This is a genomic window from Amycolatopsis sp. NPDC104819, assembly GCF_055583145.1.
The window spans coordinates 281,144-307,553 of sequence record NZ_JBVJON010000004.1; the positions used below are offsets into that span (position 1 = coordinate 281,144).

Below are 26,410 nucleotides of genomic sequence, written 5' to 3' on the forward strand. Positions count from 1 at the left end.
TGCGTCCACTGAACCCTCCGCGAGCACCGGACCGGAAAGGATTCGAGCCGGTTCAAATCGGGCGGCCGGTGTTACCGTCGACCGGTGTTCACGCTGCGGGTCGACGCCGAGACGGTGGCCAGGACCCGCTTTTCGCCGTCCCCGGCTTCGGAGTCGCTGGCGTGGCTGAAGCTCACCGCAGCCGCGGGACGCCACCCCGTGTTCGGCGATCCCGGCCCGCTCGCCCGCGCCGCGCTCGCGCACCCGGACGTCGCCCTGCTCGCGGGCCTGCTGCCGCGCCCCGGTGACGTCTACACACCCGACCTGCTCACCCCTCAGCCCGGCACCGCCACCCGGCCCCGCGACCTGCTCGACGAACAGCTCGCGCGGATCGAAACGACCGCGCCGGACGAGCTCGAGGAGCAGGTCTTCACCTATACCCGGGCGCACTGGAGCCGGCCGCTGCCGGTCACGACCCGCCGTGTCGCGGACTCGGGACGGCTGGCCCGGCGGCTGGCCGCCGGTCTCGCGCGGTTCTGGCGGGAGGCCTTGGCCGAGGGCTGGGCCGAGCTGAACTCGATCATCGAGCAGGACATCACCCACCGCGCGAACACCATCACCCGCCACGGGATCGGCGGTGTGCTCGGCAGCCTCCACCCCGGCATCGGCTGGACGGGCCGCACGATCACCTTCGCCGCGACCTGGAGCGGCGAGGTCGACAGCACCGGCCGCGACTTCGTGCTCGCGCCCGGGGTGCTGAGCTGGCCGGGCTTCGCCGTGCAGGTCGACGTGCCCGGCCAGCTCGTGCTCTACTACCCCGCCCACCGCGTCGGGACCGGCCGCGACCACCGGCGCGGCAAGCTGGCGCAGGTGGTCGGCGCCGCCCGGGCGGCCCTGTTGGCCGACCTCGAGACCGCGAGGTCGACCGCGGAGCTCGCCACCCGGATCGGCTACGCGCCGGGCACGATCTCCTACCACCTCGGCGCGCTGCACCGCGCCGGGCTGGTCAGCAAGGTCCGGGACGGGCGGTTCGTGCTCTACCAGCAGACGCCGCAGGCCGTGGTGCTCCTGGACGAGGCCTGAGACTCAGCAGGTGACCGTGGCGTTCGCCCAGTCGGCGTGGTCGTTGGTGTTGCCGTCCCCGGCGTCGTTCACCTCCAGCTCCAGCACCTGGACGCCGGACAGCTGCGCGTCGAGCGGCCGCGCTTTGTCCCCGGGATGCATGACGCCGGTGGCGGCCAGCTCCTTGCCGTCGCCGAGGAGGCGGAAGCCCGCGCTGCCGCCGGAGTTCTCGTCGTCCATGCCGACCAGCGCGCTGACCGAGGTGCAGGACGCGCCGACGTAGATCCGGACGCTGGACGGCGCGTGCGCGCCGATGCCGTCGTCGTAACCGGTGCCGGCGATGGTGATCCGGTGGCCGTCGCCCGCCTTGCTCTCGCCGTTGCTGGTCCCGCGTTCGACCGGGCCCCAGCCGTTGTCGGAGGACATCCACGCGGCCTTCGACAACGCCGTCGTGCCCGCCGCGGGCCGCGTGACCAGCGGTGACGTGCCTTCCGACGTCAGCTCGAGCTTGCCCCACGCGGTCAGGTAGCTCGTCTTCGCGGTGAGCGTGACCCGCTCGCCGGTCGGGCCGGCGGGTTTGAATGTGACGTCGTGCTGCCAGGACTTCCCGGGCAGGACGAACGGCGTGGTGAAGGAGCCCGGGCCGGCCAGCTGCCAGCCCGCGGGCGCCGTGATGCTCGTCCGGACGGCCGCGATCGGCGTGCTGCCGTCGTTGGTGACCTTCAGCGTCGCGGTCAGCGGCCGGTCGGCGGGCACGTAGTCCGGGGCCGGGAGGGCGAGCGTGGTCATCGGCGCCGCCGCCGGGTGCGTCGACGGCCAGACGCGGAAGACGGCCGAGCCGTGCGACGGGACGGCGGCGCGGAGAGTGCCCGCGGTTTCGGACTCGGTGCCGCTCCAGAGGTCGCGGACGCGGTACGTGTGGCCCTTGAGACCGAGGTCCTTCGCCGTGGTGTGCAGCTCCGCCGCCGCCGAGCCGCGGTTGAACAGCACCACCGCGGCCGAGCCGTCGGACATCGGCTTCGCCCAGACCTCGGTGTCGCCGTCGTCGCGGATCTTGTGGCCCTGCGTGCCGGCCCAGTCCTGGTCCAGCGCGATGACGTCCCGGTTCTCCAAGATCTTCTTGGTGGCGGGCGACATCGCGGGCAGGTCGTTGCCGGCCAGCAGCGGCGCGTTCAGCAGCGCCCACAGCGCGAAGTGCGAGCGGTACTCGGCGTCGGTCATGCCGCCGTTGCCGACCTCGAGCATGTCCGGGTCGTTCCAGCCACCCGGTCCCGAGTACTTCTCGAGGCCGACCTGCTGGTCGAGGATGCCGGTCATGCTGCCCCAGTTGTCGCTGATGTCGCCGGTGGTGCGCCAGAGCTGCGCGCCCGCGTCGCGGCCCCAGGTCCACGGGTCGTTCTCGCCCCACTCACAGAGCGCGTAGATCATCGGGTGACCGGTCTTCTTGATCGCGTCGCCCATCTTCGTGTAGCGCTCGATCGCGTCGCGGCCCTCGTTGTTGCAGTTGTCGTACTTGAGGTAGTCGACACCCCAGTCGGCGAACGACTGCGCGTCCGCGTCCTCGTGGTCGAGCGCGCCGGGCATCGTCTTCTGGCAGGTCAGCGTGCCCGCGCTGGTGTAGATGCCGAGCTTGAGGCCGAGTCCGTGGACGTAGTCGGCGAGCGCCTTGATGCCGTGCGGGAACTTCTCGTGGTTGGGCTCGAGCTTGCCCTCGGCCGTGCGGTTCTGTTCGGCCCAGCAGTCGTCGATGTTGACGTACTGGTAGCCCGCGTCCTTCATGCCGGACGACACCAGTGTGTCGGCGGCGCCGCGGATCAGGTCCTCGTTGATGTCACAGCCGAACTTGTTCCAGCTGTTCCAGCCCATCGGCGGGCGCTCGCCGACGCGCTGCGCGGCGAAGTACTGGGGTTCGGCGGCCTGGGCGGGCGTGGCTGGGGCGACGGTGACGACGGTGGCGGCGAGCGTGGCCGCCAATCCAACAAGACGACGCATAGGTCCCTCCGGGAGTGCGCAACTTTGCACAGACTCACTCAACAATGAACAGGATGGGAGTGACTGTCGTCTACGTCCGTTAGTAGGTAATCCATTTCCCGGTCAGGGGGAGGTAGAAAGGGGGCCGGACGCCGAGCCCGACGAGGAGCCGTTGATGACCCCTGCCCCCTTCCGTCCGCTGGACGGGATCAAGGTCGTCGACCTCTCGCGCATCCTCGCCGGGCCGTACTGCACGCAGTACCTCGGTGAGATGGGCGCGGACGTCGTCAAGGTCGAGCCGCCGGGCCACGGCGACGACACGCGGGGCTGGGGGCCGCCGTTCGTCGGGGACGAAGCCGTCTACTACCTGGCGGCGAACCGGAACAAGCGCGGGATCGTCCTGGACCTCAAGAGCGACCGCGGGCGCGAGGCCCTGCGCCGGCTCGTCGCGGACGCGGACGTGCTCGTCGAGAACTTCCGGCCGGGGACGCTGGAGCGGTGGGGGATCGACTACGCCGCGTTGTCCGCGCTGAACCCGCGGCTGATCCACGTGTCGATCACCGGCTTCGGGCAGACGGGGCCGTACCGCGACCGCGCGGGCTACGACCTGGTGGCGCAGGCCCTCGGCGGCGTCATGTCCCTGACCGGCGAGCCCGACGGCGCGCCGGCGAAGGTCGGGCTGCCGGTGGCGGACCTGAACGCGGGCACGTGGGCGATCATCGCGGTGCTGATGGCGCTGCAGGCCCGGCACACGACCGGCCGCGGCCAGTACCTCGACGTGTCCCTTTTGGACAGTCAGCTGGCTTGGCATGTTTACGCGGCGGGCGCTTCGTTTTACGACACCCCTCGGCCGCGCCGGATGGGCTCGGCGCACCCGAGCATCGTCCCGTACCAGGCGTATCGGGTGTCCGATGGCTGGTTGATCATCGCGGTGGGCAGCGAGAAGCTTTGGCACGCGTTCTGTGGGGTGCTGGGGTTGGACATCGCTTCGGACGCCCGGTTCTTGTCGAACGCGGCTCGGTCGGCGCATCGGGATGCGTTGAACGCGCTGCTGGAGCCGGTGCTGGCGACCCGCACGGCGGCGGACTGGTTGAAGGACTTCGACGCGGCGGGGATTCCGGCGGCTCCGATCAACTCGATCGACGATGTTTACGCGGATCCGTGGGCGGTGGCGCGGGAGCAGGTGGTGCGGCTGCCGCATCCGACTGTGGGGACTTATGTCGGGACGGGGTTTCCGGTGAAGGCTTCGGAGACTCCGGCTCGGGCGACGTCGGCTCCGCCTACCTTGGGGCAGCACACTGCTGAGGTGCTGGGCGAGCTCGGGTATTCGGCGGCGGAGATCGCGGAGTTCCTGGAGTGAGGTTCAGCCTGGGGCGGGTCTCCAGTGCAGGAAGGTCGGCGAGGCCGCGTGGCCCTTATAGGTTGCCTTGCCACTCCGGCCAGCTCCGGGCGTCGAACTGTGCACGATGGAGTGTTCGCGCTTCCCGCTTCGCCCTGGTAGGGATGGGGGCAGGACTGAGGAGGACCGATGTCAGCACAGCACGCCCTTTGGCACCCCTTCGCCGATATGGGCGCCGTCGACGGGGATCGGATGGTCATCACCCGGGGTGAGGGCTCGTACGTCTGGGACGACTCCGGGCGGCGGTACTTCGATGCCACCGCCTCGCTCTGGTACGCCAACTTCGGGCATGGGCGGCCCGAGATCACCGAGGCCGTCCGCAAGCAGCTGCAGACCCTCGACTCGTACAACCTGTTCGGCTACAACGCCAACGAGCCGGCCATCGAGCTGGCGGACCGGGTTGCCGCTCTCGCGCCGACGCCGGGGTCGAAGGTCTTCTTCGGCTCGGGCGGTGGGGACGTCATCGACACCGCCGTGAAGCTCGCGCGCGCCTACTTCGCGCACACCGGGCGGCCCGAGAAGGTGCACGTCATCGGGCGGGCGCAGGGTTACCACGGCACCCACGGCTTCGGCACCGCCGTCGGCGGCATTCCCGCCAACGCCAAGGACGTCGGCCCGCAGCCGCCCGAGTTTTCGCATGTTGCCTTTGACAGTGCGGACGCGCTCGAAGCCGAGATCCGGCGGGTCGGCGCCGCGAACGTCGCCGCCTTCTTCTGTGAGCCCGTGATCGGCGCCGGTGGGGTTCTGCTGCCGCCGGACGGGTACATCGAAGCCGTTGCCGAGATCTGCCGGCGGCACGACGTGCTGTTCGTCGCCGACTGTGTCATCGCCGCCTGGGGCCGGCTCGGCACCTGGTTCGGCATCGACCGCTGGGCCGTCCAGCCCGACATGATCACCACCGCGAAGGGCATCACCGGCGGCACCATCCCGCTCGGCGCGCTGGTCGTCGCCCCGGGGGTCGCGGAACCCTTCTTCACGGGCGCGCCGGGCGCGCCGATCTTCCGCCACGGCGCGACGTACGCGGGCCACCCCGTCGCCTGCGCCGCCGGCCTCGCGACGCTCGACATCTACGAGCGCGACGGCCTCATCCCGCGCGGCCGCGAGCTCGAGAAGCCCCTGGCCGACGCGGTGTCCGGCGTGAGTGACCACCCGCTCGTCGCGGAGGTGCGGGCCGGGCTCGGGTTCCTCGCCGCCGTCGAGCTGACGGCCGAGGTCATGGACGCGGACCCGGGCGCGCCGGTGAAGCTGCAGCGCGCCTGCCGGGACGAAGGGGTGATCGTCCGCAACCTGGGACGCGGTGTTGCGGTGTCGCCGCCGCTCATCGCCGCCGAGCCGGAGCTCGACCTGCTGGCCTCGGCGCTGCCCAAGGCCCTGGACCGCCTGCGCTGACGTTCACGACACGCAGAACTCGTTGCCCTCCGGGTCGGCCACCGTCACCCAGCTGTGCGGCCCCTGCCGCCCGCGGTGCAGATACGTCGCGCCGCGGGCCTTCAGCTTCTCCAGCGTCGCCTCGACGTTGTCCGCGCCGACCCAGACGTCGATGTGGACGCGGTTCTTCACCGACTTCGCCTCCGGCACCTCCTGGAACAGGATCCGGCGGGGTGGTGCGTCCGGGTGCCGGATCGCCGCCCCCGCCCGCCAGACCAGCGACCCGCGGTGGGTCCTGGTCTCCTCTTCCTTCGCGTACCCCTTCGTGATCATCTCCCGGACGAAGTCCGGGTCGGTCGGTTCGACGGACCAGCCGAGCGTCTCGGCCCACCAGTCGGCCAGCACGTGCGGGTCCGCCGAATCCACCACTACCTGGAAGTCATGCGCCATACCGGCACGTTAACGACCGAGTCCGACATTTTCCGGAGGCTCGGGTCCTCGGGCACGACCGTGAAGCGCCACTTGTCCACGCCGCCGCCCATGATCTCGGCGTACCGGCGGGCGCCGTCGGCGTTGGCGAACCGCACCTGCTGGCCGTTCATCAAGTGGGTGATCTTGACCGCCACAACAACCTCCCGAAGTCTGTGGGCCGGCCCGCGGAGCTTCCCCCTCCGGGACCGGCCCGCACAGTAGAACACATGTTCGACCGGGTGCGCCAGTGGATCCCCCGCCCAGGGGAGTAAAGGGCAAAATCGCAGGTCAGAGTGGTCGGATCATCGCCACGCGCGGCCACGCGTCCAGGCCGCGGGCGGCCTCCGCACGACGGATCTCCCGCAGGCCGGCGCCGATTTCCGCGTCCTCGAGGACCCGGAACCGCAGCCGCTCGTAGTACGGCGCGTTCCACGGAACCGCGGCGAACGTCGTGAGCGTCAGGGCCGCCAGGCCGCGCTCGACGGCCCACGCGGCGAGCGCTTCGATCAGCGCGCTGCCGAGGCCGCGCCGGGCGTGGCTGGGCCGGACGGAGACCTGCTCGACGTGCGCGTGCCCGTCGATGACCTCGGCGACGAGGTACGCCACCGGCCGGTCGGAGTCGTCCACGCTCACCCAGGCGCGCCCGGCGGACTGGTACACCGCCAGCTCGGCCACCGAACCCGGGTCGTCGTCGGCGATCGCGGCCATGTCGACGTCGCGGAAGAGGCTGCCCGCGGCACGCTCGATTTCGATCAACGCGGGCAGGTCGTCGGGGCGCGCGAGCCGGATCACGATCGCATTCGTACGCGCCCGGCCGGGATTTTCACAGCGAATAAGACGAAACGGTCCGCTGGATCCGGGTCGCGTACTCCTGCAGGGCGGTGATCGCGGCTTGCCGGGCCTCCTCGGTGATCCGCGCGGCCGGGCCGGCCAGGCTCAGCACCGTCGGCCGCCGCCCGTAGGTGGGCACCGGCACCGAACACGCCCACACGCCTTCGTCGATTTCCCCCGAGCTGACCGAAAACCGGTTCTCCAGCGCGTGCTTGAGCTCGTCGCGCACGGCCGTGCCCCGCCGCTCGACGACCGTCGCCAGCCGCCGTTCGAGCTCGATCTCCGGCAGCAGCGCGAGCAGCATCTTCCCCGACGCGCCGACGCCGAGCGGCACCGAATGCCCCGGCTCGAACGTGAACCGCATGGCGCGGTCGCACTCGACGCGGTCCGCGCACACGGCGGCGTCGCCGAACTGCTGGAAGAGCATCACCGTCTCGCCGAGCTCGCGCGCGGCTTCCTCCATGGCCGGCTTCGCCAGCCGCACGAGGTCGTTCGCCAGCTGCGCGGCGCGCGCGAGCGGCATCACCTGGCTGGTGAGGTGGTAGTGCCCGGCCCGGCCCTCCTCGAGCAGCTGCAGCTCCTTGAGCAACGCCACGTAGCGGTACGTCGTCGCGACCGGGGTGCCGATCGTCGCGGCGAGCTCGGCGACGCTGGCCTCCCAGCGGCGCTCGGAAAAGGCGAGGAGCAGCTGGAGGACCTTCCGGGAACTGCTGGCGCCGGGGGTGCGGCGGGGTTCGGTGGTGGCGGAACCGTCGACGGTACTGACGGCAGGCGTCATCATGACCTCTCGGTGAGACAAAAACGACCTTCGCTATCACACGGGGTGAATAAATTAGCACGTTGTGTGAAAGGAAAGCCAGCAATCCGCCGACGGCCCCACCATTCGAGAAAACCGCGGGTCAGAGCGTGAGGAACTCGCCCGGTTTCGTCACCACCGGTGACTCGACGTAGAGCCCGCGGTACTCGTCCTGGATCCCGGAGTTGTGCACCTGCAGCGCGAGCGGGCCGACGCGCCCGGCGGTCTTGTCGGTGAACTGCAGGACTTCGACACCCTTGCAGGTCACGGCCGTCCCGGTGAGCGGGCAGCAGGCCATCCGCGCCACGCCCGTCGCCTGGTCGCCGATCAGCTCGCACTGCGCCCACTTCTTGATGTCGATCGTGGGGTGCGAGAGCGCTCAACGCGTCGCGGATCGGGTCGGTGGTGCCCCAGATCAACACGGTCGGTTTGTGGTTGCCCTTGACCTGCCGGACATTGAATATCCACCGAAACGTGCCGACCTGCTGTTTGTTGTAGTACAACCAGCCGCGCGCGGTGCCATTCCCGTGGATGACGCCGTCTTTCGCCGACCACAGGCCGACTTTCGACGACGTCCAGGAACTCAGGTCCGTGCCGGTGAACATCGGCACCAGGTTCGGGTCACCGTAAGGGTTGTCCACCGCCTGCGCGGCCGGGGCGAACACCGAGGCCGCGACGATCCCCGCGGCCAGCACGCCAAGGAGCTTCCGGCTACGAGCCGCGCGGGTGAGGCGTCAACCGCGATCCCGCTGACCGGTCAGGAACGGTGTCAGCAGGCCCGGCATGGCCTGGTCGGCGAGCGTCAGCCCGTCGGCTTCGGCGACGTCGAGCACGCGGTAGTGGCCCTTGCCCGCGGCGACCGGCGCGATGACCGTGACCAGCCCGGCCCGGCGCTGGAAGTACGAGCGCTCGACGACGACCCCGGTCATCCCGTCGCAGCGGACCGCCGCCGTGCCGCGGTCCAGCGAGCCCGAGCGCGTCACCAGGTACCGGCCGGTGAACGCGTGCCCGAGGCCGCGGTAGCGGTCCCAGCCGACGAGCAGGGCGAACGGCAGCAGCACGAGCGCGGCCTGCCACGGCCAGTCCGGCAGGGCGCCGAGCCACGCGAGGCCGTAGAGCGCGGCGGCGAGCAGCAGCACGCCGGTGACGGCGCGGGAGAGCCGCCGGTACAGCGCCCGGCGCGGGTGGCGCGTCAGCGGCGTCGCGACCGGGTCCTCGCCGAGCACCTCGGCGACGACTTCGTGCGCTTTCGCCAGCGGCGCGGGCGGGAGCAGCAGCCCGCCGCTCTTGTCCGCGCCCTTGCCCTCGCGCAGGCCGCCGGCGATGGCGACGCAGCGCGCGCCGCCGGCCAGCCGCAGCGGCAGCGGCTCGCGGATCTCCACGCCCCGCAGGCGGTCCTCCTCGATCGACACCGAGCGCGTCGTGATCAGCCCGCGCCGGATGTGCAGCGTGCCGGCGGGCTCGCGGGTCAGCCGGAAGTTCCAGAACGACAGCACGTACCCGCCGACCGACAGCACCGACACGAGCACCAGCAGCCCGGCCGCGGCGAGCACCAGGCTCAGCCACGTCGGCGTGTCCGCGAAGTGCCCGACGACCGCCCGGACCAGCGAGAACTGGATCGGGTCGAAGTGCAGTTCGTGCGCGAAGTGGTACACGGTGCCGACGGCGGCGCCGACCACCGCGAGCCCGGACAGCGTGAACGGCGCGTACCGCAGCCACTTCTTGTCGACGGCGGCGACGAGCTGTTCCGGCGGCGCGGCGGGCTCCTCCGCGGAGTCGGCCGCGGGCGCTTTGCGGTGCAGCAGTAGCGTCCGCAGCCGCTGCGCCTCCGCGACGGTGACGGCGTCGAGGACCAGCTCGTCCTTGCCCGGCCCCTTGCCGTGCGAATGCCGCCCGGTGCCGATCCGCGCCGCGGCCAGGGAGAACAGCCGGTGCTTCGGCTCGGAGGTGACGTCGACCGTGCGGATCCGGTCGCGGGGGATGGCCCGTTGCTTGCGCAGCAGCAGCCCGGTGTGCCATTCGACCTGCGACGCGGTGATCCGGTAGCGCGAGGTCAGCACGTGCGAGACACCGGTGAACACGGCGATCGCGGTGAAGACCAGGCCGATCCACTGCCACGGCTCGCCGTGGCCGAACAGCAGCGCGCCCAGCAGCACCGGCAGCGACTTCACCAGGTCCAGCACCGGCCGGATGAGCAGCATGCGCCGGTCGAGGTGGTGCCACGGCGCGTCCTGCGTGCCTTCGGCGGGCAGGACCACAACGGCTTCGGTGGCTTCGGTGCTCATCAGGTCGCGTCCCCCCGGATCGCCTGCGTCGTCTTCGTGAGCTCGTCCGCCAGCTCCAGCGCGCGGCCGTGGGTCAGGCCCGCGATGCGCAGCGGGCCCGCCGCGGACGCCGTCGTCACGGTGATCTTCGCCAGCCCGAAGAGCTGCTCGAAGGGGTCACGCTCGATGTCGACGGTCTGGATCCGTGAAACCGGCGCGATCCGCCACTGCTGCTTCAGCCAGCCGGCCTGCGTGTAGACGGCCTCGTCGGTGACCTCCCAGCGGTGCACGCGGTAGCGCCACTGCGGCATGACGATCAGGTGCAGCGGCGCCAGCACGGCGGAGACCACCAGCGTGACGTCGAGGAACGCCGGTGGATCGTCGCTGGTCACCACGATGGCGGTCTGGATCCCGAGCAGCACGATCCAGAGGATCGCGGCGGTCGCCGTCCAGTAGCCGATGGCCCGGCGGCTGACCCGGTGCGCCGGTGGCCGCAGCCGCAACGCCGTGTTCGTGGTGTGTTCGCTCACGGGCTCAAGCGTGCCCGATCGGTGGCTTGTGTGCCCAGGACATGTGTCACGATGCCGATCCGGTCCGGCCTCGATCGCGTGCCGTTACGATCGGCGCCACCGCCGGTGGAATGGAATTCCCTCGCGCGTGTGTTGTGCTTTACGGAGAGAAGTAGCTGCGAGCAGGAGGACCCGTGGGATTCGAGCCCGACGATCTCTACGAGGTGGACTCGGACGTCCCCGACCTGACCGGGGCGGTGCTGCTGCACCACTTCGAAGGGTTCATGGACGCCGGCTCGGCGGGCCGGCTCCTGGCCGAGCACCTGCTCGGCGGGGACCACCGGGTGGTCGCGCGCTTCGACGTCGACCGGCTCATCGACTACCGCTCGCGGCGGCCGACGATGACCTACGCGGTCGACCACTGGGAGGACTACGACGCGCCCGAGCTGGTCGTGCACCTGCTGCACGACGCCGACGACACGCCGTTCCTGCTGCTGTCGGGCCCGGAGCCGGACCACGACTGGGAGCGGTTCTGCGCCGCGGTCCGCAACCTCGTCGAGCGCTGGGGCGTCCGGCTGACCGCCGGGTTCCACGGCATCCCGATGGGCGCGCCGCACACCCGCCCGCTCGGCGTCACCGCGCACGCCACCCGCAAGGACCTGGTCGGCGAGCACCAGCCGCTGCCGAACCGGCTGCAGGTGCCGGGCAGCGCCGCCGCGCTGCTGGAGTACCGGCTGGGCGAGTGGGGCCACGACGCCATCGGCTTCGCCGCGCACGTGCCGCACTACCTCGCGCAGTCGACGTACCCGGGCGCGTCGCTGATCGTGCTCGACGCGCTGAGCCGCGCGACCGGGCTGAGCCTGCCCGAGGGTGAGCTGCGCGCGGCCGCCGAGCTGGCCGACGCCGAGATCAACCGCCAGGTCGCCGAGTCCGACGAGGTCGCCGACGTCGTCCGCGCGCTCGAGCGGCAGTACGACACGTTCATCGAGGCGTCCGAGAAGGGCAGCCTGCTCGCGGAGTCCGTCGAGCACATGCCGACCGCCGAGGAGCTCGGCTCGCAGTTCGAGCGCTTCCTGGCGGAGCAGAACGGCGGCGACGGCCCCGAGCGCTGATGACGCGCTACGACGAGATCGGCGTCGGCTACGCGCTGGGGCGGCGGACCGACCCGCGCTGGCTGGCGCCGGTGCTCGACGCGCTGGGAGACGCGCGTTCGGTCGTCGACGTCGGCTCCGGAACCGGTTCCTACGAGCCGCCCGGGCGCGCGGTCGTCGCGGTCGAGCCGTCGGCGGAGATGATCCGGCAACGCCGTCCCGGCGCCGCGCCGGTCGTGCGCGCGGTCGCCGAAGCGCTGCCGTTCGCCGCGGGCGCGTTCGACGCCGCGCTCGCGGTGCTGACCGTGCACCACTGGCCGGACTGGCGCCGCGGCCTCACCGAGCTGCGCCGGGTCTCGCGCCGTCAGGTCGTCCTGGCCTACGACACCGCGCTGCACAACAACTTCTGGCTGGTGCGCGAGTACGTGCCGGAGGTCGCCGCGCTGGAGTCGTCCCGGCCGTCCGCGCCGGAGATCGCGGCCTTCCTCGGGGCGGCTTCGGTGGTCGAGCTGCCGGTGCCGTGGGACTTCACCGACGGCGTCTTCCCGGCGCACTGGCGGCGTCCGGAGGCCTACCTCGACCCGGCGGTGCGGCGCGCGTGCTCGGCACTCGCGCAGACCGCGCCGGACGCCGTCGCGCGGGGAATCGCGCGGCTGCGGGCGGACCTGGAGTCGGGCCGCTGGCACGCCGAGCACGCGGAGCTGATCGACCGGCCGGAGTGGGACGCGGGGTTCCGGCTCGTCGTGACCTGATTCGTCCATAGTGGACGGTTCAGCCGTGGCAGCCTTCCTCGTTGAGCGGGCCCATCGACGGCAGGACCAGCCCGCACAGGTACCCGTCGATCCACCGGCCGTTCCCGGAGAGGTTCACCGCGAGCCGGACCAGCGGCGCGAACCCCTTGATGCCGGCGGCGAGCGCGTCCTGGTTGCGCTGCAGCATCGACGTCAGCTGGTCGAGCTGGGTCAGCAGCGGGTCGAGCTGGGCGTTGTTGTCGTCGACCAGCCCGGACAGCTCGGTCGCGAGCTGCCGCGAGCCGTCGAGCAGGGTGCTGATCGCCTGCTCGCGTCGGCTCACCTCGGACAGCAGCTGGTTGCCGTCGGCGAGGAGCTGCCGCACGGCGCTGTCGCGGTCGACGAGCGTCTGCGAAACCACCCGGGTGTTGGCCAGCAGCGTGCCGAGCTGGTGGTCTCGCGACGCGAGCGTGTCCGACAGCCGAGACAGCCCGGTGAGCGCGGTCCGGACGCTCTGCGGAGTGTTCGCCAGTGTCGCCGAAAGCGTGTCGAAGCTCTTCGCCAGCTGCGTGGTGTCGATCCGGTCCACAGTGGACGAAAGGTCGCCGAACGCCGTGAGGATGTCGTAGGGGACGCTCGTGCGGGAGCGCGGGATCGGCACGTCCGGGTGGAGCGTGCCCTCACCCTGCGGGTCGAGGGCGAGGTACTGCTGGCCCAGCACGGTCTTCAGCCGGATCGACGCGCCGGTCGTGTCCCCGAGCCAGGCTCCCTTGGCCTGGAAGGAAACCAGCACGTGGTCGCCGCTCAGCTCGATGTCCGCGACCCGCCCGACCTTGACCCCGGCGACGCGGACGTCGTTGCCCTTGGCCAATCCGGCTGCTTCACCGACTGTGCCGGCTGTTCCCGATCCGGCCACAGCCACGGCCGCATGATTTCGCATCTACCGTTACGTGCCGCTGGAGGGGCGGCCTGCTTTTGGCCGGATCGGGAACCGGGCGGCGTAGGTGGCGCCGTCGCCGGCCACCGGCAGCTCACGCGGCGGTGAGCGCCGGGTACTCACGATATTCCACCGCGTTGGCCGCGCGGTCGGTCATCCAGAGGAACACCTTGCCGAACAACCGCGTGTTCAGCATCCGGTAGCCGCGGTTGCGACTGCGGATCTTCGCGACGGTCCGCGGGGCGAGGAAGTTGCCCGAGCCCTTGCCGTTCTTCTGCCCGACCGTGGCCGGCTTGCGCAGCCGCTCCTCGTACTTCGCGAACGCCGTCACGTGGTCACCACCGGCCGCGGCGAGCTCGCCGGCCAGCACCTGCGCGCCCATCATCGCGAGCCCGGTGCCGGACCCGCCCGGCCCGGCGCACCAGGCGGCGTCACCGAGGAGCACGACCCGGCCCTTGGACCAGCGGTCGAGGTGGATCTGGCTGATCGAGTCGACGTACAGGTCGTCCGTGGTCGGCAGCGCTTCGAGCAGCTTCGGCGTCTCCCAACCGGTGTCGGCGAAGAGCTGCGCGACGAGCGCGCGCTGCTCGTCGGTGGTGCGGCGGCGGAACTCGACACCGTCGGCGGCGAAGACGAGCGCGACGTGCAGCCGGTCCGGCAGCCGGTGGCTGCCGACGGTCAGGCCGCGGCCGGGCTCGTTGTACATGACGCTGCTGTGGTCGAGGCCGAGGTGGTTGGGCGCGGTGAACCCGGCGATGCCGAACCCGAGGTCGCGCCGGAAGTCCGTCTCGGGCCCGAAGGCGGCCGCGCGCACTCCGGAGTGGACGCCGTCGGCCCCGACGACGAGGTCGAACGTGCGCGTCGCGCCGTGCCGGAAGGTGACCTCGACGCCGTCCGCCGTCTCGGTCAGGCTGGTGACGCGGTCACCGAAGACGTATTCGGTGTAGTCCGCGGTGTGCTCGTAGAGGATCCGCGCGAGGTCACCCCGCAGGATCTCGACCTCCCCGCTCCAGGCGGCGCCGGGCACGGTGAGCGCCGGCCGCGCGTCGAGGCCGAGCACGGTCTGGTCACCCATGGCGGTTTCGTGGCGGCGGACGTCGTCGAGGATGCCCATGGCGTCGAGCAGCTTGACCTGCTCCCCGCGGAAGTCGACGGCCTGCCCGCCGGGCCGCAGCGCGGGCGCGGTCTCGACCACGGTGACGCGGTAGCCGCTGCGGTGCAGCCAGAAGGCCGCCGACGGGCCGGCGATGCTGGCCCCGGACACGAGCACGGTCTTGGCGGTCATCGGAAGTTCCTCTCGGTCGCTGCTGATGACCGAAGAGTGCGGGAGACCGCTGACGGCCCTCGCACGATCCGCTGACGGCCAGGTGTAACCCGCTCGCCCGGGCGGGCGACTTCCCCGGGGAGTTCAGATCCCAGGGGAGGGTGGTGCTCGTGACAGCCCGCGCGGCAGCGGAGCCGAGCTACGTCGACGTCCTCACCGGCGAGTGGGGCGTGCCGACGGTCATCATCGGCGTCCTCGTGCTCGTCGTGTTCCTCCCCAAGCTCGTGCTGGGGCTCAAGGCGCTGGCCACCGCGATCTGGTCACCGCTGCGGTACCTCTGGCCCGGGCTCTATACCCCGGCCGCCCGCGCGGAGATGCGCTCACGCCGCCGGCTCGCGAACCTGTTGCTGCAGAACCTGGACCTGCTCGAAGCGGAGCTGCAGTGGCAGGAGTCCGCCTTCACCGACTTCCGGGCCACTGTGCAGTCGCTCGACACCCCCCGGCAGATCCGCGGGCGGCTGCTGGGCATCCTCACGGCCCGGCACCTCGTGAGCTGGCGGCCGGAAGTGCTCGACGAGCTCGGCGCGCTCGACGAGTCGCTGCGGGAACGCTGACGTACCCGCTGCTCGGGTGGCCGCGTGGCCATTGGGCCGGTGGTGCCCGGTTCGAGTGGTTAGCATGGCGCGGTGGACCGCTCCGCCGCAGGCCGGATCCAGGACGGCGAGGAGATCGTCGAGGCGCGCATCTTGGATGCCGCCGCGCACCTCATCGCCGAGGACGGGTTCGGCCGTCTCAAGCTCGGGGGCGTCTGCGCTCGCTCGGGGTACGCGCGGTCCGTCATCTACCAGCACTTCGGCGACAAGGACGGGCTCGGGCAGCGGCTCGTCGAGCACGCCGTCGAGGAGTTCACCAACGCCTACAGCGAGGCGGTCGCGGCCCGGACCGGCGCGGCGACCGCGACGCCGATGGACATGCTGCGGGCGCTGCTGGACATCATCTTCGAGCTGATCCGCACGATGCCGACGCTCAACCAGGCGTTCCTCGCCCTCTGGGGCGACGCGACGGCGGAGAACTCGGCCCTGCGCGGCGCCCTGACCGAGGCCGACCGCCGCTTCCGGTTCGCGATCGCCCAGACGGTGGCCAGCGGCGTCGCGGACGGGACCATCACCGGCGTCCGCGACGCGGACTCCTACGCGTCGGCGCTGCTCGCCCAGCTGCGCGGCATCTCGATGCAGGCACTGGTCGACCCGGACGGCGTCGACCTCCGAGGCGTCCGGGCCGAGCTGGAACGCGGCATCGACCGCCTGTCCGCGGGCTTCCGCGGCTCGTTATAGAGCGAACGCGACCGACCGCAGCACCAGCACGGCGACGAAGACCAGCGTGAAGGCCAGATCGAGCGAAATCCCCCCGATCCGCACCGGCCGCACAACCCGCCGCACCGGCCCGATGACGGGTTCGGTGGCCGAGTAGGCCAGCCCCCGGGCCCTCCGCGCCCACGGCGGGCTGTCGGCGACCATCCCGACCCAGTCCAGCACCATCCGCGCGATCAGCACCAGCATGTACAGGGTCAGCGCGAAGCCGAGCAGTGTCCCTAGCGCACCCATGGTTCCCTCCGTCCGTCTCACCTGGAGAACGTCCGGAGGGGACCGGGTAGTGCCGGATCCGTCCGTTTCTCAGCTTTTCGACAGGATCACGCGTCGCCCGAGGGCCCGGCGCCGTTCGAGCCGCCCGCCGGCTCGGCCGGTGCCTTGTCGGACGACGGCTTGGCGGGCGCGGGCTTCGGCGCCGGGTCCGCCGGCTTGGCCGCGGCCGGCTCGGTGACCCCGGACACGACGGGACCGCTTTCGATCGCCGCCTTGGTGTTCCGGCGCTCGAGACGCTGACGCATCGTCTCCCGCTTGTCGCCGAGCCCGTTGTGGTTGCCGCCGAAGAGGTTGCCGAACGCGGTGCGGTGCACCTCGGAGACGTCCATGTCCTCGAGGTTCCCGCCCATCGCGATCTGCAGCGCCTTCAGCTTGATCTCGGCCTCGGTGTTGCGCTCGCTGCTCAGGTAGGCCAGCACCTCGCGGACGTCGCCGTTGTTCGTGGCGAGCAGCTGCGCGATCTGCTCCTCCGAACTGCCGTGGGAGACCTCGCGCAGCTCCTTGCGCCGCAGCTCCTGCACCCCGAGCTCCTGCTTGGCCTCGACCACGCCCTGCGTGTTCACCGGCTGGACCGTGACCGAGTAGCCGCCGAGCTCCACGTCCCGGGACGGGTGGGCGGAGCTCAACCGCGCCTCGATCGCCCGGGCCGCCTCGGTCGGGCGCAGCACGTCGAACCGCGCCGCCGTGTCGCGGATCTCGCGGGCGAGCGAGGGGAGCAGCGCGGCGGTCATGTCCTGGATGCTGTCCCGCGCGATCGTGAACGGGTCGAGCACGCGGCACGCCAGCTCGACCCGCACCGAGAAGGGGAACACGGCTTCCGCGCTGGCCGCCTGCACGGTGAACGAGAGCCCGTGGTTGGCGACGTCGATCACGTACCGCCGGTACTTGCCGAGCCGGCCGGTCGGCGCGGGCCGCCCGTGCCACAGCACGATCGGCTCGCCCGCGGTGCGGATGAGCACGTGCGCCGTGCCGAGCTCGGGCACCGGGGGCGAGCCGAACCAGCGCCGGCCCACCTCGGTGCGTTCCAGGATGGGGTTGTAGGTCCGGGTCATGACACCTCTTCTTCCGCCTCGTCCATCAGGTCGTAGAACGTCGCCGCGGCGACCGAAGGCTGGTAGCGGTCCTGGGCCCACAGGCCCAGCGCGTAGTGGACGCGGTTCTGGTCGCCGGTGCTCTCGTCCGCGATGTCGGCGACGAGGCCGAGGACGACCTCACCGGCGTCGGCGTCTTCGTCGACACGACGCACCCAGGTCCGCAGCCCGGCGAGGGCCAGGTCCCGGACGAACCGGTTGCTCATGGCCCGGCTCCACAGCATCGCCATGTACTCCCGGTTTTCGTCCGCGGTCCGCAGCAGCAGGGGCCAGCTCTCGTCGGTCTCGGGCCGGACGACGCAGGTGAACACGAGCAGCGCTTTGATGAACGCGTCTTCGTCGTCGCGGTTGTCCGTCCACTCGCCCAGCGCTTCCAGCACGTCGCGGCCGCAGCCCGCGCCGAGGAGGGCGCCCGCGCTCGCGGCCACCGCACCCAGCACCTCCCACTTGTCCGGGCAGACCACGAAGTCGCGAAGGATTCCCAACGCCCTTTGCGGTTCCCGGATCCCGAGTGGACCACCGGCGGCCAGCGCCGCGGTCGTGCAGAGGTTCTCGGTGTTCTTGGAGTACGCCGCCACCGCCCAGTCCTCGAGCACCGACCAGGCCGCCCGTTCGTCACCGAGCGCGCCGGCGACGTTGAGCCCCTGCGCCGCCGTCTGCCGCAGCCACGGCGAGCTTTCCCGGCCCCACGGCTGCAGGTACTCGTGCACCCCGTGCTGGAAGTCCTGCCGCGCCAGGATGCCGATGGCCTGCGCCGCACCCGCGCGGATCTCGACGTCGGCGTGTTCGGCCAGCTCCTTGAGCCACTCCAGGATCTTCAGCCGCGCCCCGTCGTAGCCGCACCAGACGATCCCGAGCACCGCCGGGCGCACCCGCGGGTGCCGGAACCGGACCGACGGCGCGCGGCGCAGATCTTCGGACGGCACGAGCTGGAGCCAGGTGTGGTCGGCGAGCAGCCGCTGTGTGTACCGCAGGGACGTCGGCGCCCGGCTGCCGCCGCTCAGCCGCTTGTAGAGCGAGACCGCCGCGTCCGCCACCTTGAGGTAGCCGGTGTTGTCCAGCACCGCCGTGGCCAGCACCAGCGAAAGATCCTTCGCCTCCGGTTCCCGGCTGAGCCACTCGCGGACCAGGCCCTCCGGGTTGCCCAGCTTCGCGGCGGTTTCCGCGAGACTGCGCCCGGTGCGGTGGCTCTCCTGGATCTCCGTGGCGGCGCGGACCGCGAACGCCGGCGTGTTCCGCTCGGCGAGCACTTCGAACAGTTCGGTTCCGGCCAGCTCCTCCAGCAGCTCCTCGGCTTCGGACGGCATCGTGTCCCGCAGGCGGCGGCGGAGGATCTCCACCGGGTCGGGCAGCTCCCACTCGTCCAGCACGAACTCGGCGCGGTTGGGCACGTCGTCGAGCGAGCCGCGGGGCGGGCCGGTGACGACGACCAGGTAGCTGTTCGCGTCGTGCAGCCGCTGCGCGGTGTTCCGCAGCCACTCCTCGGTGATCCGGGCCGCGGTGAAGGCGTCGTTCCGGCCGGGTTCGTCGAACACGACAAACCCGGTGTCCTCGCGCGGCACCCGCCACATCGGGTTCGTGAGCACCGACGCGGGCACCTCGGCGACGGCCTCGGCCAGCTTGGCCTCGTGGAGGGTCGTCCGGAGCAGTTGCAGCGCCCGCGTCCGCTTGCCGGTGCGGGCCGGGCCGCCCAGCACGACGAGGTTCCGCTCCGCGAGCAGGTCCAGCTCTTCGCGGAACCCCGGCGGGTCGACGAAGGACGCCGTCGCTTCGTCCAGGTCGCGTTCGGAGAAGCTGACCTTCGGCGAGCGGCGGCCGGGACGCCGCCGGTCGAGCTCCTCGTCGAAGGAGCCGGTGAAGACGGTGATCGTCTCGGCGTTGAACTGGTTGATCCCGCGGGCGACGTACTCGCCCATCCGGGTCTGGGCCAGTTCGCTCGTCTCGCCCTGCAGGTTGCGCACGGCGCTGTCGCGCCCGAGGTCCGCCGGCGGGGACGACGGCGCGGCGGGCTCTTCGGTCTTGGTCTCCGGCTTCTCGCCGGCCTTGGCCTCCGGCGGGGGCGTGGCGGGCGGCGGAGGTGGTGGGGGCGGCGTCGCCGGTGGCGTCGGCGGCGGGCTGGGTGGTCTTTCGTCGGCCACGGGGACTCTCCTCTGACGGGCTGGGTGAGATCGGTCAGGTGCCGGCGGGCCAGTCGCCGAGGAAGATGCCGCCGATGTGCGTGCCGCTCTGGATGACGTTCCCGTGGACCGTGCCGAGGACGGTGTTGTTCGTGGTGGTGCCGGCGCCGGGCGCGCTCGGCGGCGCCGGGGCCGGGCCCAGTGCCGGGATCTGCCGCCGCAGGCGCGTGACGAGCCGGTCGAGGTCGGGCTTGCTGTTGCGGAACGCCACGATGGTGCTCTGCTTCTCGGTGAGCTCGCGCAGCGATCCGGGCAGCTCGGCCGGGTCGAGCAGGTGACGGCGTTCGAGGTGCACCGGGATGACCTGCTTGTTCAGCCGGAGCCCGAGCTCGATCTCGCGGCGGACGAAGTCGTTCGGGTCGTCCAGCCGCCGCCGGCCGTCTTTGCCGGTCGCGGTCAGCCACCGCGGACCGATCACCACGAGCACCGCGACGGACGCGGACACGGCGTCGAACATCGCCGTCTCCCAGTCGTCGCCGAGGTCGATCGAACGGGAGGCGAAGAACACGGCGTCCGGACCGAACTCGCGGGTGAGCTCGTGGTCGAAGAATGCCGCCGCGAACGGTTCGTCGGTGGTGCGATAACTGAGGAAAACCTGGGTCACGGGGAGCTTCTCCGTATCCGAGTTCGTCGTGTTTTTGTCCGTCAGTTGTCCAGTGAGTGTTATTTCCGGAGCAGAGTGCTGCCGTTGTAGCCGCCGGTGTGCGTGATGCGCTTCGCGTAACAGCCGTCCTTGTCGATGCCGGCGGTGTCGCACCAGCCGTTCGCGGACTCGCCGCTGCTGTAGGGCTGCGGGAGGACGGTGACCCAGAAGTTGCCCTGCTTGAAGCTGCTGTAGTCCCCGGACCACAGCAGCAATGCGCCGGGGTACCTCGCCTGCAGGTTCGCGAAGTCCGCCCAGATGGCCAGGTGGTTGTAGGTCGTGCCGTTCGCCTTGAGTCCGAGCGACTTCGAGGACAGCTGGGGCACCCAGGAGTCCGCGAGCTGTTCGACCTGGCCGCGGTCGTGCGCGACCTGGGCTTCGAGCCGTTGCTGCGCCGAGCTTTCGTCGGTGGGCGTGGGATCCGGCGTGCTCGTGGCGACCTCGAGCGGAGCGGTGGTCGTGCCCGGCGCCGCGACGTCGCTGGGCGCGGCCGCGACCGGCGTCTTGCGCTCGGTGTTGGCGGTCAAGGCGACGATCACCACGATCGCGGCGACCACGGCGACCGCCGCCACGGCGGCGAGAATCCGCTTGACGTGCCGCGGCTCGCCCGGCGCGGGCTCCTCGGGCGCCGGCTCGGCGGGCGGCGGAGTGCCGGGCACCAGCACCGGCGCGGGTGCGGGTGGCAGGTCCTCCAGCGGGATCAGCCGGAGGTCGGTCTCGTCCTCGGCGTGCTCGGCTTCCGGCTGCACGGCGGGGAATTCGAGGGTCATGGACATGGCGGTCGCCGGCCCGCAGCCGTCGCAGAGCTCCCCGCCCGGTCGCGTGGGCGCCGTTCCACACCGCGCACAGGGGACAGACATGGTCGGCTCGCCTTCACTGGATCGTTTTTCCATCGCTGAGATCGAAGTCTCGTCAGCCATTTGGAACGTTACCGGATCAGGTCAGGACGGCATAAGGTATTGGCAACGGTTGGATATCGGGGAATGGAAAAGTGGACAGATCCTGGAAAATTCCTGGACAGAAATGCCGAAAAGGCCTGATGGCGGCCTTGTGCGTGGCCGGGCGCGGGAGCGCTTTCTCGTCTGGGGTGAGCCGAGTGTTGGTCGGGCAGCCGGGTCCCGTGCTGCTCGTCGCAGCCGTACTCCGTGTGTGTTCACGTGAGGTCTCGACCTGCGGATATTACTTTCGGTAGTTGATTGAGTGGGGTTTATGGGTGGCATAAGGGGATGCCGAGGGTCGGGGAGCGGCCTGCTGCGGGTCCCTCGTGCGCCGATGGGTCGGCGTGGTGCGGCGGGGCTGCGGCACCAGTGGCGTCCGGACCTGGGAGACCCCATGCCGCCCGTTGATCCCGACAGCGGCATCCACGAGCAGGCCACGCGACTCGACCTGCCGGAACTGGTCCGGCAGCTGATAGCGCACCTCGGGCCGGCCTTCGTCGCCTTGCGCGGGGAATGAACGACGGCGGGACCGCTTCGGACGAACCGACCTCCGCTGACTCCTCGGTGGCGATCGAGGCGAGCGAGCGGAACCGTCCACTGCGGAGGGTCGCCCTCATGAACGACCTGACGATCTTTTAATCTCCAGCCGAGGGCTCCCGGGCCCTCGAACGCCGGCCCAGGAGCCCCGCCCGCTAAGCGGCCAGCCCCTGCGCCGCCTCGTGGAACTCGTCGTAGTCGCGGTAGTAGTCCGCCTCGTCGTACTCCTCGGAGGCCAGGCACAGCAACACCGCTCCCGGGGCGAACTCCGTGACGTCGCACCACACCATCGGGCTCACGTACAGCCCCCGGCTCGGGTTGTCCAGCACGTACGTCGCCTGCTCGAAGCCGTCGTTCGCGACCACCGTGAAGCTTCCGTGGATCGCGATCAGGAGCTGGCGCAGCTCGCGGTGGCCGTGGGCGCCGCGGGACGCGCCGTCCGTGATGTTGTGGAGGTAGAACGCTCGGCGGACCTCGAACTCGATGTCGTGGCGGGGCTGGATCACCGTCAGGCGGCCGCGCTCGTCGGCGTGCTCGGGGAAGTCGATGATTCGGCAGGGCTCGATCCTGCCGATCACGGGCTGGTTGTCGGCCATGGGTCACCTTTCCTTCGCGTTGACGGGATCCTCACGCGGCCTCGGGCGTGGCCAGCCGGGCGGCCACCACCGCCCGGTCGACCTTGCCGTTCGGGTTGAGCGGCAGCTCGTCGAACGCCGTCGCGTGGCGCGGCACCATGTAGGCGGGCAGCTTCGCCCGCACCCCGGCGAGCAGGGCCTCGGCGTCCTGGACGCCGCCGGTGTACGCGGCCTCGAGGTCCAGCTCGCCGTTCGGGCCGGCCAGCGCCACGACCACCGCGTCCCGCACGCCCGGCCGCGTCCGCAGCGCCGCCTCGATCTCGCCGAGCTCGACCCGGTAGCCGCGGATCTTGACCTGGTGGTCGAGCCGGCCGTGGTGGACGAGCTCGCCGTCGGAGATGCGGACGCGGTCGCCGGTGCGGTACCAGTGCTCGTCGGTCAACGGCGTCGATCCGTCGTAGACCTCGGCGCGCTCGCCGTCGAACGTGACGAACCGGCCGATGTTGTCGGCGGGGTCCAGGTACCCAGGGAACCGCTGCGGCCCGCGCATGCACAGCTCGCCGTCCTCCGCGGGCACGCCGTCCTCGTCGACGACCAGGGTCTCCAGCGCCGGGTACGCCGTCCCGATCGGGACCGTGCCGTTCGCCGGCCGCGGCCACGCGCCGAGCTCGCCGGGCAGGCGGTAGCCGGTGCAGGTGATCGTCACCTCGGTGGGGCCGTAGCTGTTCTCCAGCACGCTGTCCGGCGCCGCCGCGCGCCACGCCTCCGCCTGGCTCGTCGTCAGCGCCTCCCCGCAGAACACGCTCCACTTCAACGTCGGCATGCTGCCGGGAGCCAGGCCGCGCAGCCGCTGCGCGAACGAAACCACCGACGGCACCGAGCACCAGTGCGTGATGCGCGCCCGCTTCACGAACCGCGCCGGCGCGAGGACGTCGTTGCCGGTGGGCACCACCAGCGTCGCGCCCGAACCCCACGCCAGGAACATGTCGCGCACGGACGGGTCGAAGGTGAGGTCGAAGATCTGCGACACCCGCGCGTCCGGGCCCACGCCGTACAGCGGGATCACGTAGTCGAGGTAAGCGGAAACGTTGTGGTGCCGGATCGGCACGCCCTTCGGGGTGCCGGTGGACCCGGACGTGAAGAGGATGTAGGCGAGGTCGTCCGGACCGGCCGCGGAGCGCGGCAGCTCGGGCGGAGTCCCCTCACGGAGTTCGGCCAGCTGAGGGTCGATCCGGACGACGGGCGCCGGGAAGTCCGGGACGTCTTCCTGCGTCAGCACCAGGTCGAGGCCGGCCGCCTGGGTGATCGCGGCGTTGCGGGCCACCGGGAACGCCGGGTTCAGCGGGACGACGGTCGCGCCGAGGCGTTGCGCCGCAAGGTATCCCGCGTAGGCCAGCGGGCAGCGCGCGGCCAGCAGGCCGATCCTCGCCGGCACCCCGCCGTGCTCGGCGACGAGCACCGCGGCCAGCCGCCGGACCAGCGCGTCGAGCTCGGTGTAGCTGAACTGCTCGCCGGCCACCTCCAGCGCGGTCCGGTCGCCGAACCGCGCCACGGTGGTGGTGAACCAGTCGTCGAGCGTGCGGGTGTCGGTCATGGGTTCCCTCCTCGGCTGGGCCGTCATCAGGCCGTCTCCGCCAGCAGCGCGTCGGCCGCGTCCGCGACCCCGGACAGCACGACTTCGGTGACACCGCCGCCGATCCCGAAGACCGCGGCCTGGGCGCGCAGCCACTGCGCGCCGCCGGTCGCGAAGCCGTCGGCGCCCTGCAGCTGGGCGCAGTCCGCGAGCACCCGCTCGGCGGTCAGCCCGGCACTGGCCTTCAGCAGCGCGGCGGCCGAACCGTCGTACCGGGTCGCCACGCGGTCGCCGAGCTCCTGGCACAGCGCGTGCAGCTGCCGCACCGCCACCACGGACGCGGCGAACCGCTGCCGCACGCTGTCGTTGCGCCACAACGGTTCGTCGGACCGCGCGGGGTCTTCGAGCCGGCTCTTCGTGGCCGTCAGCACTCGCCGGCACAGCGCGACCGCCCACAGGGCGCCGGCGAGCCGTTCCACGGCGATCTGGCGGGCGAACCCGGCCAGGCCGCGGCCCGGGCGGCCGACCAGGTGCTCACGCGGCAGCCGCACGTCCTCGAAGGTCACGTGCCCGACGCCGGCGCCCTCGAACAGCTCGGTGTCCGCTTCGCACGCGGTCACCCCGGCGGCCGGCGCCGGGACCAGCACCCACGTGAAGTTGGTGAAGTGCCGGCCGGGGCGGTGGCGGGCCAGCACCAGGAACTGGTCGGCCTGGGTGGCGTTGGTGATCCAGCGCTTGCCGCCGGTCAGCACGAGCTCGTCGTCGCCGATGGTGACCTCGGTGCCGAGCGCGGTCAGGTCGGAGCCGGCGGTGGTGTCGGTGGCGGCCAGCGCCGTCACCGACGTCCCGGCGAGCGCGTCCGCCAGCGCCGCCGCGGCCGGGCCGGAGCCGGTCGTCAGCAGCGGCACCGCGGTGGCCACCTGGACGCACACCGACAGCGTGGCCCCGACGCTCACCTGAGCGTCCACTTCGGACAGCAGACGGCCGAGGCCGGTGGGGTCCACGCCGAGCGTCGGGTCGCCGCCGCGGTACGCCGACCGCAGCGCGCCGGACGCGCCCAGCGCGGCCCAGACCTCCCGGCCGCCGCCGGTCAGCGCGTCACCCGCGTCGGGCCGCAGCTCAGGCAAGACGCACCTCCGGGTCGAGCAGGGCCAGCCGGCCGTCCGCGAGCCGCAGCCGGTCGTTGCTGTAGTTCAGCGCCGCGGACCGCAGGTCGCGCAGCGACCGCTCCAGGCCGGTGGGCGAGTCCTTCAGGTAGCCGTGCTGCAGGCCGACCGCGTCGATCAGGTCCTCCACCGCGGCGTGGCACTGCTCCGCGGCGGTGACCTTCAGCGCGTTCAGCAGGAGCTGGTAACGCGGGCGTGACAGGTCGTCGGCCTCCGCCACCCGTTGCGCGGTCTGCCGCAGCAGGGCGTGCACCGCGTCCACCCGCTGCCGGGCCGACCCGAGCCGGCTGAGCAGCAGTTCGGAGTCGAGGTTGAACCGGCGACGGCTTTCCCGGGCGCGCAACAGCGTCAGCACTCCCGACAGCGCGCCGCAGGCGGTGCCGAGCCAGCTCGCCGACCACCCGAGGTGGGCCAGCGGCCCGAAGACCTCCGACGCGATCTTGGCGAACCCGCCGTGCTCCCCGACGACCTGGTGCGCGGGCAGCCGCCCGTCCAGCCGCAGCGGTGCGCTGTGGCTCGCGCGCATCCCCATCGGCTGCCAATCGCCCGACGCGGTCAGCTGCAGCTGGTCCCGGTGCGCGTACACGAGCGAGACCTGGTTGGGCGACGTCGCGCCGGGACTGCGCATGGTGACGAGGAAGCCGTCCGCGTGCGTCCCGCCGGTCACGATCGGCGCGAACCGGTCCACGACCAGGTCGCCGCCGGACTCTTCGAGCTCGGCCTGCGCGGTGCGCAGGTGCCCGCCCTTGCCGGCCTCCGTGGTCACCGACGCCAGGTAGATCCGGCCCGCGGCGATCTCGGGCAGCAGCTCCGCGCGCAGCCGCGGGCCCGCGTGCCCGACCACCGCGGCGACCTGCTGGCAGTGCATGGCGAAGATCATCGCCACGGACATGTCGGCGCGCCCGAGCTCGATCGCGGCGTCCAGCAGGTCGGTGACGCCGCCGCCGAGGCCGCCGTGGTCGCCGGGGACCAGCAGGCCCAGCAGCCCGGTCGCCCGCAGCTCGGCCAGCGCCTCCACCGGGAACGTCGCTTCCCGGTCGTGGTGCGCCGCGTGCTCGGCGGCCACCGCGGCCACGCGCTTCGCGAGGGCTGTGACGCTCGCCGGCGACGGCTCGGCCAGGGCCACCGTCGCGTCGCTCATGCCGCTTGCTCGCCGGGGGTGCCGAGGGCGGCCTGCACCGCGTTCCACAGGCTGCCGGCGGTGGCGAACGTGGCGTCGGTGAGGTCCTCGTCCGGCAGCGAGACGTCGAAGACGTCCTCGATGGCGAACAGCAGCTCGATGGACTGCATGGAGTCCAGCCCGAGCTCCCACAGCTTCGACTCGGGGGTGATCTCCCGCCCGTCCAGGAACCTCAGGAATCGGGTGAGCAGCTCGGTGAATCGCGGGTCCATGA

At 71.7% G+C, this 26,410-nt stretch carries 28 protein-coding genes; 8 read left to right on the forward strand and 20 right to left on the reverse strand.

Translation table 11 applies throughout. From position 1 onward, the window contains the following. Positions 1-84 precede the first annotated feature (84 nt). On the forward strand, positions 85-1,062 hold the full coding sequence (locus ACZ63E_RS14080; RefSeq protein WP_465336328.1) for a helix-turn-helix domain-containing protein: 978 nt from the start codon (positions 85-87) through the stop codon (positions 1,060-1,062). Between the two features lie 3 nt (positions 1,063-1,065). On the opposite strand, the gene ACZ63E_RS14085 is transcribed toward ACZ63E_RS14080, so the two are convergent. Beyond that, positions 1,066-3,033, reverse strand: a complete 1,968-nt coding sequence (locus tag ACZ63E_RS14085) for an NPCBM/NEW2 domain-containing protein (protein WP_465336329.1) — start codon at positions 3,031-3,033, stop codon at positions 1,066-1,068. A 154-nt stretch (positions 3,034-3,187) separates the two neighbouring features. On the opposite strand from ACZ63E_RS14085, the gene ACZ63E_RS14090 reads away from it, so the two are divergent. Together ACZ63E_RS14090 and ACZ63E_RS14095 are read left to right on the forward strand one after the other, a co-directional pair. Beyond that, on the forward strand, positions 3,188-4,372 hold the full coding sequence (locus ACZ63E_RS14090; RefSeq protein ID WP_465336330.1) for a CaiB/BaiF CoA transferase family protein: 1,185 nt from the start codon (positions 3,188-3,190) through the stop codon (positions 4,370-4,372). A 168-nt stretch (positions 4,373-4,540) separates the two neighbouring features. Beyond that, positions 4,541-5,800: an aminotransferase family protein gene (locus ACZ63E_RS14095; protein ID WP_465336331.1), complete on the forward strand. Its 1,260-nt coding sequence runs from the start codon at positions 4,541-4,543 to the stop codon at positions 5,798-5,800. Between the two features lie 3 nt (positions 5,801-5,803). Here the strand turns inward: ACZ63E_RS14095 and ACZ63E_RS14100 are convergent, their stop codons facing one another. The 7 genes from ACZ63E_RS14100 to ACZ63E_RS14130 all read right to left on the reverse strand — a co-directional run bounded on the left by ACZ63E_RS14100 (position 5,804) and on the right by ACZ63E_RS14130 (position 10,671). Beyond that, complete coding sequence (locus tag ACZ63E_RS14100; protein WP_465336715.1) at positions 5,804-6,208, reverse strand: VOC family protein; 405 nt, start codon at positions 6,206-6,208, stop codon at positions 5,804-5,806. Next, positions 6,208-6,405 carry a hypothetical protein gene (locus tag ACZ63E_RS14105; protein ID WP_465312740.1) on the reverse strand — a complete coding sequence of 66 codons (198 nt, stop codon included), beginning with the start codon at positions 6,403-6,405 and terminating at the stop codon, positions 6,208-6,210. The genes ACZ63E_RS14100 and ACZ63E_RS14105 overlap by 1 nt, the downstream gene beginning before the upstream one ends. A 133-nt stretch (positions 6,406-6,538) precedes the next feature. Next, positions 6,539-7,042, reverse strand: a complete 504-nt coding sequence (locus tag ACZ63E_RS14110; protein ID WP_465336332.1) for a GNAT family N-acetyltransferase — start codon at positions 7,040-7,042, stop codon at positions 6,539-6,541. A gap of 31 nt (positions 7,043-7,073) precedes the next feature. Next, on the reverse strand, positions 7,074-7,859 hold the full coding sequence (locus ACZ63E_RS14115; protein WP_465336717.1) for an IclR family transcriptional regulator: 786 nt from the start codon (positions 7,857-7,859) through the stop codon (positions 7,074-7,076). A gap of 121 nt (positions 7,860-7,980) precedes the next feature. Beyond that, positions 7,981-8,184, reverse strand: a complete 204-nt coding sequence (locus ACZ63E_RS14120; RefSeq protein WP_465336333.1) for a hypothetical protein — start codon at positions 8,182-8,184, stop codon at positions 7,981-7,983. 427 nt (positions 8,185-8,611) lie between these two features. Continuing rightward, entirely contained in the window at positions 8,612-10,162 is a 1,551-nt protein-coding gene (locus ACZ63E_RS14125; RefSeq protein WP_465336334.1) for a PH domain-containing protein, read from the reverse strand. After that, on the reverse strand, positions 10,162-10,671 hold the full coding sequence (locus ACZ63E_RS14130) for a PH domain-containing protein (RefSeq protein WP_465336335.1): 510 nt from the start codon (positions 10,669-10,671) through the stop codon (positions 10,162-10,164). The genes ACZ63E_RS14125 and ACZ63E_RS14130 overlap by 1 nt, the downstream gene beginning before the upstream one ends. A gap of 173 nt (positions 10,672-10,844) precedes the next feature. Between ACZ63E_RS14130 and ACZ63E_RS14135 the strand changes: the two genes are divergently transcribed. Together ACZ63E_RS14135 and ACZ63E_RS14140 are read left to right on the forward strand one after the other, a co-directional pair. Next, the gene (locus ACZ63E_RS14135) at positions 10,845-11,762 is read left to right on the forward strand and encodes a proteasome assembly chaperone family protein (protein WP_465336336.1); all 918 of its coding nucleotides are present in this window, start codon (positions 10,845-10,847) and stop codon (positions 11,760-11,762) included. After that, positions 11,762-12,493 carry a class I SAM-dependent methyltransferase gene (locus tag ACZ63E_RS14140; RefSeq protein ID WP_465336337.1) on the forward strand — a complete coding sequence of 244 codons (732 nt, stop codon included), beginning with the start codon at positions 11,762-11,764 and terminating at the stop codon, positions 12,491-12,493. The genes ACZ63E_RS14135 and ACZ63E_RS14140 overlap by 1 nt, the downstream gene beginning before the upstream one ends. A gap of 19 nt (positions 12,494-12,512) precedes the next feature. On the opposite strand, the gene ACZ63E_RS14145 is transcribed toward ACZ63E_RS14140, so the two are convergent. Together ACZ63E_RS14145 and ACZ63E_RS14150 are read right to left on the reverse strand one after the other, a co-directional pair. Then, positions 12,513-13,412 carry an MCE family protein gene (locus ACZ63E_RS14145; protein ID WP_465336338.1) on the reverse strand — a complete coding sequence of 300 codons (900 nt, stop codon included), beginning with the start codon at positions 13,410-13,412 and terminating at the stop codon, positions 12,513-12,515. Positions 13,413-13,503: 91 nt separating this feature from the next. Next, positions 13,504-14,694, reverse strand: a complete 1,191-nt coding sequence (locus ACZ63E_RS14150) for an FAD-dependent monooxygenase (RefSeq protein ID WP_465336339.1) — start codon at positions 14,692-14,694, stop codon at positions 13,504-13,506. 149 nt (positions 14,695-14,843) lie between these two features. Between ACZ63E_RS14150 and ACZ63E_RS14155 the strand changes: the two genes are divergently transcribed. Next, on the forward strand, positions 14,844-15,287 hold the full coding sequence (locus ACZ63E_RS14155) for a hypothetical protein (RefSeq protein ID WP_465336340.1): 444 nt from the start codon (positions 14,844-14,846) through the stop codon (positions 15,285-15,287). A 72-nt stretch (positions 15,288-15,359) separates the two neighbouring features. Then, a complete protein-coding gene (locus ACZ63E_RS14160; protein ID WP_465336341.1) occupies positions 15,360-16,007 on the forward strand; it encodes a TetR/AcrR family transcriptional regulator in 648 nt (215 codons plus the stop codon). Here ACZ63E_RS14160 and ACZ63E_RS14165 read toward each other — a convergent pair. The 5 genes from ACZ63E_RS14165 to ACZ63E_RS14185 form a co-directional block, all read right to left on the reverse strand. Beyond that, on the reverse strand, positions 16,002-16,277 hold the full coding sequence (locus ACZ63E_RS14165; RefSeq protein WP_465336342.1) for a YggT family protein: 276 nt from the start codon (positions 16,275-16,277) through the stop codon (positions 16,002-16,004). The genes ACZ63E_RS14160 and ACZ63E_RS14165 overlap by 6 nt on opposite strands. A gap of 86 nt (positions 16,278-16,363) precedes the next feature. Continuing rightward, entirely contained in the window at positions 16,364-17,368 is a 1,005-nt protein-coding gene (locus ACZ63E_RS14170) for a hypothetical protein (RefSeq protein WP_465336343.1), read from the reverse strand. After that, a complete protein-coding gene (locus ACZ63E_RS14175) occupies positions 17,365-19,545 on the reverse strand; it encodes a hypothetical protein (protein WP_465336344.1) in 2,181 nt (726 codons plus the stop codon). The genes ACZ63E_RS14170 and ACZ63E_RS14175 overlap by 4 nt, the downstream gene beginning before the upstream one ends. Before the next feature lie 34 nt (positions 19,546-19,579). Continuing rightward, the gene (locus ACZ63E_RS14180; RefSeq protein ID WP_465336345.1) at positions 19,580-20,188 is read right to left on the reverse strand and encodes a TIR domain-containing protein; all 609 of its coding nucleotides are present in this window, start codon (positions 20,186-20,188) and stop codon (positions 19,580-19,582) included. A gap of 59 nt (positions 20,189-20,247) precedes the next feature. After that, positions 20,248-20,997 (reverse strand): hypothetical protein, encoded by a 750-nt coding sequence (locus ACZ63E_RS14185; RefSeq protein WP_465336346.1) that lies wholly within the window; start codon positions 20,995-20,997, stop codon positions 20,248-20,250. A gap of 562 nt (positions 20,998-21,559) precedes the next feature. Between ACZ63E_RS14185 and ACZ63E_RS14190 the strand changes: the two genes are divergently transcribed. Continuing rightward, entirely contained in the window at positions 21,560-21,682 is a 123-nt protein-coding gene (locus tag ACZ63E_RS14190) for a hypothetical protein (protein WP_465336347.1), read from the forward strand. A gap of 175 nt (positions 21,683-21,857) precedes the next feature. Here ACZ63E_RS14190 and ACZ63E_RS14195 read toward each other — a convergent pair whose 3' ends face one another. The 5 genes from ACZ63E_RS14195 to ACZ63E_RS14215 are packed head-to-tail and all read right to left on the reverse strand — an operon-like array spanning position 21,858 to position 26,408. Next, positions 21,858-22,298 (reverse strand): sugar 3,4-ketoisomerase, encoded by a 441-nt coding sequence (locus ACZ63E_RS14195; protein ID WP_465312723.1) that lies wholly within the window; start codon positions 22,296-22,298, stop codon positions 21,858-21,860. 31 nt (positions 22,299-22,329) lie between these two features. Beyond that, complete coding sequence (locus ACZ63E_RS14200; RefSeq protein WP_465336348.1) at positions 22,330-23,871, reverse strand: amino acid adenylation domain-containing protein; 1,542 nt, start codon at positions 23,869-23,871, stop codon at positions 22,330-22,332. Between the two features lie 26 nt (positions 23,872-23,897). Further along, positions 23,898-24,977 carry an acyl-CoA dehydrogenase family protein gene (locus ACZ63E_RS14205; protein WP_465336349.1) on the reverse strand — a complete coding sequence of 360 codons (1,080 nt, stop codon included), beginning with the start codon at positions 24,975-24,977 and terminating at the stop codon, positions 23,898-23,900. Beyond that, complete coding sequence (locus ACZ63E_RS14210) at positions 24,970-26,157, reverse strand: acyl-CoA dehydrogenase family protein (protein ID WP_465312720.1); 1,188 nt, start codon at positions 26,155-26,157, stop codon at positions 24,970-24,972. Before ACZ63E_RS14210 ends, ACZ63E_RS14205 begins: the two co-directional genes overlap by 8 nt. Further along, a complete protein-coding gene (locus tag ACZ63E_RS14215) occupies positions 26,154-26,408 on the reverse strand; it encodes an acyl carrier protein (RefSeq protein ID WP_465312719.1) in 255 nt (84 codons plus the stop codon). The genes ACZ63E_RS14210 and ACZ63E_RS14215 overlap by 4 nt, the downstream gene beginning before the upstream one ends. Positions 26,409-26,410: the final 2 nt, after the last annotated feature.

What these genes read in the sequence shown, in the direction of transcription:
- ACZ63E_RS14145 (WP_465336338.1), bottom strand. Translation starts at nt 13,412, where the DNA reads ATGCGAAATCATGCGGCCGTGGCTGTGGCCGGATCGGGAACAGCCGGC.
- ACZ63E_RS14210 (WP_465312720.1), bottom strand. Translation starts at nt 26,157, where the DNA reads ATGAGCGACGCGACGGTGGCCCTGGCCGAGCCGTCGCCGGCGAGCGTC.
- ACZ63E_RS14200 (WP_465336348.1), bottom strand. Translation starts at nt 23,871, where the DNA reads ATGACCGACACCCGCACGCTCGACGACTGGTTCACCACCACCGTGGCG.
- ACZ63E_RS14185 (WP_465336346.1), bottom strand. Translation starts at nt 20,997, where the DNA reads ATGACCCTCGAATTCCCCGCCGTGCAGCCGGAAGCCGAGCACGCCGAG.
- ACZ63E_RS14115 (WP_465336717.1), bottom strand. Translation starts at nt 7,859, where the DNA reads ATGACGCCTGCCGTCAGTACCGTCGACGGTTCCGCCACCACCGAACCC.
- ACZ63E_RS14195 (WP_465312723.1), bottom strand. Translation starts at nt 22,298, where the DNA reads ATGGCCGACAACCAGCCCGTGATCGGCAGGATCGAGCCCTGCCGAATC.
- ACZ63E_RS14170 (WP_465336343.1), bottom strand. Translation starts at nt 17,368, where the DNA reads ATGACCCGGACCTACAACCCCATCCTGGAACGCACCGAGGTGGGCCGG.
- ACZ63E_RS14090 (WP_465336330.1), top strand. Translation starts at nt 3,188, where the DNA reads ATGACCCCTGCCCCCTTCCGTCCGCTGGACGGGATCAAGGTCGTCGAC.
- ACZ63E_RS14215 (WP_465312719.1), bottom strand. Translation starts at nt 26,408, where the DNA reads ATGGACCCGCGATTCACCGAGCTGCTCACCCGATTCCTGAGGTTCCTG.
- ACZ63E_RS14125 (WP_465336334.1), bottom strand. Translation starts at nt 10,162, where the DNA reads ATGAGCACCGAAGCCACCGAAGCCGTTGTGGTCCTGCCCGCCGAAGGC.
- ACZ63E_RS14190 (WP_465336347.1), top strand. Translation starts at nt 21,560, where the DNA reads ATGCCGCCCGTTGATCCCGACAGCGGCATCCACGAGCAGGCCACGCGA.
- ACZ63E_RS14165 (WP_465336342.1), bottom strand. Translation starts at nt 16,277, where the DNA reads ATGGGTGCGCTAGGGACACTGCTCGGCTTCGCGCTGACCCTGTACATG.
- ACZ63E_RS14150 (WP_465336339.1), bottom strand. Translation starts at nt 14,694, where the DNA reads ATGACCGCCAAGACCGTGCTCGTGTCCGGGGCCAGCATCGCCGGCCCG.
- ACZ63E_RS14095 (WP_465336331.1), top strand. Translation starts at nt 4,541, where the DNA reads ATGTCAGCACAGCACGCCCTTTGGCACCCCTTCGCCGATATGGGCGCC.
- ACZ63E_RS14085 (WP_465336329.1), bottom strand. Translation starts at nt 3,033, where the DNA reads ATGCGTCGTCTTGTTGGATTGGCGGCCACGCTCGCCGCCACCGTCGTC.
- ACZ63E_RS14140 (WP_465336337.1), top strand. Translation starts at nt 11,762, where the DNA reads ATGACGCGCTACGACGAGATCGGCGTCGGCTACGCGCTGGGGCGGCGG.